The following is a 7,952-nucleotide window of genomic DNA, read 5'->3' as shown; positions in this document are numbered from 1 at the left end:
GGAAGACCAAAATCCGTTTGCCACTAAAAGTTGATGGGGGAACTTAATCTCACAGCGATCAGCGGGTCCTTGTTCGGTCTTAAGCGTACAGCGGATCTGGGAACGAAGAACAGATCCTCGCTCGAGTTTGTCCTTCAGGACTGATTTTCATCTCCGCGGTCTTCGATCTCGGAACTATCCAGTGGAGTTCAACGGAGGACAAGGCATTTGCTCTCTCAATTCCTGCCTATGTCGCTTCTGCCTGGTTTCACAGCAAGGTCTCTAAGGTGAGCTGGAGACTCTTGTTGAAGAGGCAAGTAGATGGGTAAAGGAGGAGTATGTAAGCGCGCTCTGGGAGGGAAACAAGCTTGCCGACGATAGAAAACGGAGTATAGCAGAGATTCTGGAAATGCTTACAGGGATCAGCTCGGCCTTATTCTATCAACGAAATCTAAGGATGAACCAGGTGGACTTCTGTACATTGCTGCTAGAAGAGAGCGACCGCTCCCTGAGCGCGTATGACTCAAGAATAACGGCAATCGGACCATGTATTGGGGCCTCAAATGATGGCACAATGTTCAATCTTTCGGGGCAGCTGAAAACATGCGCAAATGATTACATCAAGAGAGAGATAGGATATGAAACAAATCTGCCTTACAAGAGCGGGAACGCAGAAGTGTATCTGAACAGGAATTGGGAGAGCGGCAAAGTTGAGCCGGAAATGCTTGACTCACTTGACCTGGGATTTCCCGATGCAAGTGATGCTCTTTCACATGCTTTGACCAGAGCGCCCTATCTATGAGTCTTTGTCGCTGGAGGAAGGTTGATCTTGAGTACCCCTTTGAATCGGTTGCCTATAGCATTGATCATATCAAGATCTCGGATTCTCTTCGTGCCAACATCATTCACAGAGTCTACGAGGGCGGCCATATGATCTATGTTAATCCCGAGGCTCTGGAAGAGCTGAAGAAGGATTTAGAACTCTTCTACGGCAATTGAGGTTATCTATAACAACGAATGTAGGCTGAAAACTCGCATCTATTGATCTTGGGAAGTCTCACGGGGTTAGGATGAATCAGTAGTTGAGAAAACAATGTCGAAAGACATGAATCCGGTCTGGCGTCGTGCTACTAATTGGAGTTATTACAAACTGTTGTATAATTAAATATAGAATCTTCTATTTCTCGTTTTCTAATTATGTTTTCCATTTGGGCGGTGATGCTACGAATGTCTTCATCTATTATCGTTGTAACCGGAATGTCCGGCGCCGGAAAGTCTTCGGCAATCGATGTTCTTGAGGATTTTGGCTTCTTCTGCATGGACAACGTTCCTCCTTCGATTATTGAAGAGCTTGTAAGAATAATCGGCGAGCAGGAAATCGACAAGAGTGCCGTCGTAATCGATATTCGTACGGCCAAGAAGTTCGGCGGAATGGATAAGGTAATTGAGAGCATTGAATCGCTTAAAGAGAGAGGATTGGGAGTAACATCGATTTTCCTCGATGCTGAGGACGAGGTTCTGTACTACAGATATCAGAAGACGCGAAGAGCACATCCTCTCCAGGAAGAGATAGGACTTGAAGAAGCGATTCAGAAGGAAAGAAGTATCATGGAGCCGCTGAAACTGCACTGTGGTCATGTTATCGATACTTCAAGAATGGATATGAAAGAGATGAAAGAGGCAATTGTTTCGATAATTAGCGGCAAGGGATATTCGCTTCCACCTATGAGAATAGAAATAGAGAGCTTCTCTTATAATGAAGGAGTGCCTCATGATGCCAACCTGATTTTCGATGTGAGATTCCTTCCCAACCCCTATTATTACGAGGATCTCATAGAGCTCACAGGAATGGACAAACAAGTTAAGGATTATTTGGAGACCTATCCGGAAATCGAAAGCTATTTCGACACTGTTTTGAGACTATGCAGGATAACGATAGAGGGATTCGCGGGAAGCGGAAGAAACTTCATCAAGATAGCTATTGGCTGTACCGGGGGCAAGCATAGGTCTGTGTATATCGCCGAACGTCTGTACGAAGCGCTCAAGATAGATAGTGTAAGGCTTTCGCTTGATCACAGAGAGCAAAAAATACATAAAGAGAACTCCTGATCCATATTCTTGCTAATTTTGGAGGTATTTCAGGTGAGAAGCAGATTAACCTATCTCCGGATAAGCGGTATGTCGGCCTCTTGTTCCAGAATTATGCGCTTTGGCCACATATGACCGTCTATCAGAACATTGCTTTCGGTCTTGAAAACATGAAGTGGAGCAAAGAAGAGATCAGAAAACGCGTAAAGGAAATGGGCGATCTCGTCAAGATAAGCGATCTTCTTGACAGGTATCCTTCAGAACTTTCGGGCGGTCAGCAACAGAGAGTAGCAATTGCAAGAACCCTCGCTCCAAATCCTAAGGTGCTCTTGATGGATGAGCCGCTTTCTAACCTGGATGCCAAACTGAGAATGGAAATGAGAGCCGAGTTGAAACGGCTCCACAGAGAAATCGAATCGACTGTCGTATACGTTACCCACGACCAGCTGGAAGCGATGACTCTGGCAACCAAGGTCTGTCTTCTTGAAGAGGGCGTTCTCCAGCAATATGCGCCGCCGCTCGTAATATACGATCAGCCGTCCAATATCTTCGTCGGAGATTTCATCGGGAATCCTTCAATGAATTTCCTAGATGCCGCAGTTAAGGGCGCTGAGAAAGATAGAGTCTCTCTTGAAACCGCCGAACTCACCATGGAGATGATTTTCAAGAGCAAAGAGGCAGAAGTTAAGAACGGTGACGAAGTAATAATAGGTTTGAGACCGGAGGACATCACGCTAAACCCGTACAACGGAGCAAATAGTTGTGTTATCTACTCAACGCTTCCTTCTGGAATGGAGACAGTGGTGAGGGCAAAGATCAAGAACACGATGTTCTCAATAGTCGTCTTTGGAAGAGTCGATTTCGTAGTTGATTCGAAGATGGAGATCTCCTTTCCTTCAGTCAACTACTTGCTTTTCGACAAAGCTACAAAGAATAAGATAGGAGCGGGCTCTTTGAAGTTGACAGAGTAGAGGCAATGCTTATTTGGGAGAGGGATCTTGAAGTATTCCTCTCCATGCTACTTCAGAGAGTAATCGTATTGAATCTATATCTCAGGAACCCACAAAACTCTTCTTCTCTTTCTTGCAGATCTTTTTGACGGTGTTCCTGCCCATCGCGGCACAGCCGTAGAGATTTGTTCCACCTATAGTATGTCCTATTACGGAGAAGTTCTTAAGAGTCTTCAATACCAGTGGTTTGTTGAGAAGTCCCCTGAGAGTGTCTTTCATTCGAAAGTCCTCTTTGCTCCCGTAGCCACGTCCATTTGACGTGAACTTCTCTGTAGTCATTGGCGTTGCAACATCAGTCACTTCAACTTCATCGGTGATGCCGGGATTAACTCTCTCGATTGCATTGATAGTGTTACTGGCAATCTTTTCCTTTGGCGCCATTGTTCCATCATAACTGTAATTCAGAAGGTTTACTATGGAGCATCCGTCACCTGCAATCTCAATCGGTTCATCCAGAAAGAAAGACATTGCATTCGGCAATTGTGACAGGTCCATGTCAATGCCAAAAGGCACGTGCGGAGCCATCATCATTCTGTCGATGGGCTTCGAATACATCGAGCGCAGCCGATCGGTGAGGTGTCTCTCATCAATCAGTTTCTTAAAAGTATCATAGCCGTAGGCGTCTGAAACCACATAGTCGGCGTTAAGCTCCTGACCACTTTCGAGCCTTACTCCGACTGCCCTTCCCTCCCTTTCAATGACCTTAACTGCTGACGAATCGTACAGTATCTCGCCCCCGAGGGAAGCGTATCTCTTCACGATTGACTCGATGAACTTACCGGAACCTCCGGAGTACCTTCCGCATCTCTTTGCGTTGGAGCCTGCCATTACTCAAAGATTGAGAGTCATGGGGATATTTGCCCAACCGCATTGAATGACTGGAAAGAACATCCTTAAGGCAGGATTCTTGAATCTCTGAGCAAAAGCAATCATTGTGTACTTCGTGACCTTTCTGTTCTCTATGAGAACAAAGATGTTCTTGATCCAGTCTCTGAATTTCCAGAATCCCACTTCTAGAAGATCCATATCTGAAAGTCTGCGGATTCCGTTGATATAGTCCTCTATTGTATGAGAGTCTTCAGGAGCGATTCTCTTCATTTCGGTTTCAAGTCTTTCGAGATAGTAGTAAACCGTGAACTCATTGCCCGATTAATCTTCTGCTTTCACCAACTCTTCGGGGAAGTGAACTTCTGAAGGCATGGCGCCCAAATCCTTCCGCATGTTGTAGAGAGGGGTTCCGGAGGTAGCCCAGCAAGATGGCAAATACAGCCATCGAAAACATATCCGCCTCTATCCTATGAGGTGCATAGACCGCCCAATTTGCTTGACTTCTCAAGTATTATCGGGTCGAATCCGTTCATTCTGGCAAAACACCCCGCGGCCAGTCCGCCGATTCCACCTCCGATGATAACAATCTTTGCCATCTTAGCCTCCTTAAACTCTTAATTGGACGATTGGAAAGCCCTCCCACCGAATGTAACAGAGAACAGATGAGAGAACTGGTAATTACGAGTTAATTCTATCACTCTTGAATGTGCCTGTTCGCTAAGCGAGTTTTGTACTAGACTATTGAGCACTTTCTAGGGATTATTGACTCGACTTGAGATAGAATTGAACTATTCGAGGAGGTGTATGCTTTCATGAGGTTTGTCTGTATTGCTTTGGTACTTGTTATTTCTGCATCTGCCATTGGAATTGGTTTCGGTGTCGGCGTCAAGATACACGGTCATTTCGAGCCCTTTGCCGCAATCAATTTTGATACGTGGCTTCTTGGATTTCAGGCCAAGGCGGGAGTAATCTTTGATACAGATTCAATCGTATTGGTTCCGGGTATGTATCTTTACAAAGATATCGCCTCCTGGAGAGTTCACGGTGGAACTGAGATCCTTTTTCACCTCGGTGAAATGGAAGGCCTCCTTCTCGCACGAGCAGGTGCGAGCTACGGGTTCGCCACTGATTTTGGAGAGCTTTTTATCGGTGCAGAACTGGGATTTCCCGTTAATCTGCCTGGGGAGTTTTTTGTCGATACTAGCCTGAAGATAGTTCCCACATTTCTCGTTCAGCTTGAGTTCTAGAGAATGGATTTCGCTTCTAGAGTCGTTCAAGTTCCGGTTTGTTAACAGAGAGCAATCTTTGATTCAAGGTTGTTCTGAAATCCCTTCAGTGAAAACTCTGCCTTCTTGGAACGAGTTCGCTGCTTGTCAATTCAGCCCTGCAGTCGGGTATTTTCCGAGCTTCGCTGGATTCCATGGAACGAGATACATCTCGACGTCATCCAGATTGTGACACCACAGTTCGACACCTTCGGTCTTTTCAGGGATGATTCCTTTGTCGAAGTCGAAAATATACGAAGTTAGAAGCTTCACAAATCTCTTCTCGATGAATACTAGGCCGTTCTCGTCATACGTAACAAAGTCAAAAAACACGAATCCGCTTTCACCCTTGTCGAGCTCGAGTATCAACATCTTTCCAAGCCTTTCCTGATCAGTGAGATAAACAAGAATGTCTCCGTCTTCCAGCATACGCTTCTCATTACGTGAAATGTTGATACTCTCTGTTTTCAAATTCTCGCTGAATTTCTCGATATCGTAGTAGGTGACCGATTGGAAACGATCTCTGTAAACCTCAATCGTGGGATTCCTCGAAAGACAAGACATTGCCAGCACCGTTACTACTACAGCTGTGGCAAGCAATCTCTTCACCTTGACCACCTCTTTGTTCTATCAGAATCTGTAACCGATCTTGAAGTCATAGATCTTCCCCACAGTCTCGCTGAATTTCTGGAGAATTACAGCTGTGTTGAACTCTATGTAGTAATTGGGAATGATATTCATTCCAACTCCCAGTCTTAGAGGTGAAAAACCAAGCTGCAACTGCTCTCCGAAAGCGAATGTGTGACCGATGTCTCCCCTGAAATAGAAGACGCCCATATCAAGCTTCAGCCCCGCATATACTAACCAGGCAACTCCAGGGATCACAAAAGAGGTCTTAATGCCGGTGTCTTCAGAGAGAGTAAACATCAGAAATGGAGTTGCTACTCCCAACGATAAAGGTCCAAGATCGTACCGCAGATCTATGCCCAGTACGTCTATTCCAACGAAGCCGGAAAGTGGAGTGTTCGAAAGAGACTCGGTCTTTGCAGCTACATTAATCAGTCCCAGAGAAAGGCTGCCGAATGAGAACGAAGCAACGAGCAGAATGAAAAGTACTAGAACGGACTTCTTCATAGGTTTCACCCCCTAACGTTCATTGTACGTCTGCAACATCCAAAAGCGATCTTCTTTCCACACTGTCTGCTCAATCGCTAATCAAATTCTGTGAGCGGCCAGAAAACGTTAATCTGCTCTAGATCCCTTCCCATTATCCCAGAGAAGGATTCGTGGGTCGATTAAGGAATAAATAATATCTACAACGATATTCACGATAATCATCATGGCGGCTATCAGAAGTACACAGCCTGAGAGTGTCAGCACTTCAACGCTTATTGCTGCGTCAGTTAGCAGCCTTCCTATACCCGGTCTCGCAAAGATGGTTTCAACAAAGGCAAGTCCTGCGAAAAGCGATGCGAAGAGCTCGCCTCCAACAGTTGCGACAGGGATCAGAGCATTCTTTCTAACATGTTTTAGCATTATCGTTCTTTCGCTCACACCTCTTGATCTTGCTGCCCTAACATAATCTCTTTTCTTGACATCGAGAGCAGTTGCCCTGCTTATCTGAAAAACATAAGCCGAATGCACGATGAAGAGGGTCAATACAGGTTGCACAAGATTGATTAGTTGAGACAAAAGGATATCGAAGCGCAGATTGAGAACTGAATCGATTATTAGGGAGTTAGTGTAGGAGGTCCAATTCGTAATTAACCCGGTGGTCAGACTGCCGATAGGAAGCCAGCCGAATATGGTGAAGCTGCCCACGAGAATGAGCAGAGCCATTACATAATCTGGGGTTGCCCAGCCTACTATCGAAAAGAATCCGAAGACAGAATCAGCAATTCCGTCTGGATGCATGGCTGCTCTTATTCCTAGCCTTGAACCAATAATGATTATAGGTATAATCGCTAGTATCAGCAGTTCTAGGCTTGCCGGAAGTCTTGAGATAATNNTAATCGCTTCGGAAACCGATGAACTGGCGGTCAAAGAGTATCCCATATCTCCCTTGAGGGTGTTCCCAAGCCACTTGAAGTACATGGCAACTGCCGGTTTATCGAGCCCGTATTTTTCGATTATCCTCTGTTCAGCATTCGGGGACTTCGAAGCGTTTCCCGTCATGTATGCTCTAAGCAATACGTCCGGCCCCATTGACCAAACTACAGCGAATACAACCAGAGTTACAGTAAAGGCAACAAGTGGCAAGAACAGAAGTCTTCTAATAATGTAAGCGGCCAAATTGTACCTCCTGCAGCTAAGGAAAATGACTCACCCGAAAGCAGAATTCCAAAGTCAGACTCCAACAAAGGGAGTTCTTCAAGACCTTATGAAGACTGCCTAATGAATTGTATCACCAAGTAGAGTCGGGGGCGAGCGATTGGCTAATTGACGGAGCAAGCTAGTTACTGCAACAAACAGTTATTAAAAGAAAACCCAATTAATCTGAAGTTCTCAACTTTACTGTTTTGTTGAAGGTCTTCTCTGCAAAAAAGAAAAAAGGGGCAACGCCCCTCCGGATTTCCATCGGACAGTCTCAATTAGTTCTTACAATCCTGTTAGCCCAGAACTTTATGGTTTCGAACACCAGATCCACGATTAATACTATAGCCATTAAGAATAGTATTGCGACAAGCATGGGATGATCGACACTTGAAGGGTTCAGACTTAGGTAGGATGAGATATCTGATTTGTAATCGGGCGAGACTGCAAGAAAGAGAAAGACAAGGCC

At 45.2% G+C, this 7,952-nt stretch carries 11 protein-coding genes and 1 pseudogene; 5 read left to right on the top strand and 7 right to left on the bottom strand.

Features of this window, described 5'->3' with window-relative positions:
- Nucleotides 1-445 precede the first annotated feature (445 nt).
- The 4 genes from B3N33_RS00365 (at nt 446) to B3N33_RS00350 (ending at nt 3,038) form a co-directional block, all read left to right on the top strand.
- Nucleotides 446-781: a hypothetical protein gene (locus B3N33_RS00365; protein WP_292591769.1), complete on the top strand. Its 336-nt coding sequence runs from the start codon at nt 446-448 to the stop codon at nt 779-781.
- Nucleotides 778-978, top strand: a complete 201-nt coding sequence (locus B3N33_RS00360; protein ID WP_102818757.1) for a hypothetical protein — start codon at nt 778-780, stop codon at nt 976-978. Before B3N33_RS00365 ends, B3N33_RS00360 begins: the two co-directional genes overlap by 4 nt.
- Nucleotides 979-1,206: 228 nt before the next feature.
- A complete protein-coding gene (gene rapZ / locus B3N33_RS00355) occupies nt 1,207-2,088 on the top strand; it encodes an RNase adapter RapZ (protein WP_292590770.1) in 882 nt (293 codons plus the stop codon).
- Nucleotides 2,085-3,038 carry an ABC transporter ATP-binding protein gene (locus B3N33_RS00350; RefSeq protein WP_349682145.1) on the top strand — a complete coding sequence of 318 codons (954 nt, stop codon included), beginning with the start codon at nt 2,085-2,087 and terminating at the stop codon, nt 3,036-3,038. Before rapZ ends, B3N33_RS00350 begins: the two co-directional genes overlap by 4 nt.
- Nucleotides 3,039-3,119: 81 nt before the next feature.
- On the opposite strand, the gene B3N33_RS00345 is transcribed toward B3N33_RS00350, so the two are convergent.
- The 3 genes from B3N33_RS00345 to B3N33_RS00335 form a co-directional block, all read right to left on the bottom strand.
- Nucleotides 3,120-3,905, bottom strand: coding sequence for a phytoene desaturase family protein (locus B3N33_RS00345; RefSeq protein WP_292590768.1), 786 nt, complete (start codon nt 3,903-3,905; stop codon nt 3,120-3,122).
- 3 nt (nt 3,906-3,908) lie between these two features.
- On the bottom strand, nt 3,909-4,175 hold the full coding sequence (locus B3N33_RS00340) for a hypothetical protein (protein WP_292591767.1): 267 nt from the start codon (nt 4,173-4,175) through the stop codon (nt 3,909-3,911).
- 197 nt (nt 4,176-4,372) lie between these two features.
- Nucleotides 4,373-4,501 (bottom strand): NAD(P)-binding protein, encoded by a 129-nt coding sequence (locus B3N33_RS00335; RefSeq protein ID WP_243392166.1) that lies wholly within the window; start codon nt 4,499-4,501, stop codon nt 4,373-4,375.
- 216 nt (nt 4,502-4,717) lie between these two features.
- Here B3N33_RS00335 and B3N33_RS00330 point away from each other — a divergent pair, with 216 nt between their 5' ends.
- Nucleotides 4,718-5,152: a hypothetical protein gene (locus B3N33_RS00330; protein ID WP_292590763.1), complete on the top strand. Its 435-nt coding sequence runs from the start codon at nt 4,718-4,720 to the stop codon at nt 5,150-5,152.
- Between the two features lie 126 nt (nt 5,153-5,278).
- On the opposite strand, the gene B3N33_RS00325 is transcribed toward B3N33_RS00330, so the two are convergent.
- The 4 genes and pseudogenes from B3N33_RS00325 to B3N33_RS00310 all read right to left on the bottom strand — a co-directional run.
- Nucleotides 5,279-5,779, bottom strand: a complete 501-nt coding sequence (locus B3N33_RS00325) for a hypothetical protein (RefSeq protein ID WP_292590761.1) — start codon at nt 5,777-5,779, stop codon at nt 5,279-5,281.
- 21 nt (nt 5,780-5,800) lie between these two features.
- Nucleotides 5,801-6,304, bottom strand: coding sequence for a hypothetical protein (locus tag B3N33_RS00320; protein WP_292590760.1), 504 nt, complete (start codon nt 6,302-6,304; stop codon nt 5,801-5,803).
- A 108-nt stretch (nt 6,305-6,412) separates the two neighbouring features.
- Entirely contained in the window at nt 6,413-7,225 is an 813-nt protein-coding gene (locus B3N33_RS00315) for an ABC transporter permease (protein WP_422655887.1), read from the bottom strand.
- A gap of 532 nt (nt 7,226-7,757) precedes the next feature.
- Nucleotides 7,758-7,952 (bottom strand): annotated as a pseudogene (locus B3N33_RS00310) (hypothetical protein); the annotation flags it as partial.

This window comes from Mesotoga sp. UBA5825 (assembly GCF_002432955.1).
Taxonomy (GTDB): domain Bacteria; phylum Thermotogota; class Thermotogae; order Petrotogales; family Kosmotogaceae; genus Mesotoga.
This window is presented reverse-complemented; position numbering and strand designations above follow the sequence as displayed.

What these genes read in the sequence shown, in the direction of transcription:
- B3N33_RS00320 (WP_292590760.1), bottom strand. Translation starts at nt 6,304, where the DNA reads ATGAAGAAGTCCGTTCTAGTACTTTTCATTCTGCTCGTTGCTTCGTTC.
- B3N33_RS00360 (WP_102818757.1), top strand. Translation starts at nt 778, where the DNA reads ATGAGTCTTTGTCGCTGGAGGAAGGTTGATCTTGAGTACCCCTTTGAA.
- B3N33_RS00340 (WP_292591767.1), bottom strand. Translation starts at nt 4,175, where the DNA reads ATGAAGAGAATCGCTCCTGAAGACTCTCATACAATAGAGGACTATATC.
- B3N33_RS00335 (WP_243392166.1), bottom strand. Translation starts at nt 4,501, where the DNA reads ATGGCAAAGATTGTTATCATCGGAGGTGGAATCGGCGGACTGGCCGCG.
- B3N33_RS00330 (WP_292590763.1), top strand. Translation starts at nt 4,718, where the DNA reads ATGAGGTTTGTCTGTATTGCTTTGGTACTTGTTATTTCTGCATCTGCC.
- rapZ (WP_292590770.1), top strand. Translation starts at nt 1,207, where the DNA reads ATGTCTTCATCTATTATCGTTGTAACCGGAATGTCCGGCGCCGGAAAG.
- B3N33_RS00345 (WP_292590768.1), bottom strand. Translation starts at nt 3,905, where the DNA reads ATGGCAGGCTCCAACGCAAAGAGATGCGGAAGGTACTCCGGAGGTTCC.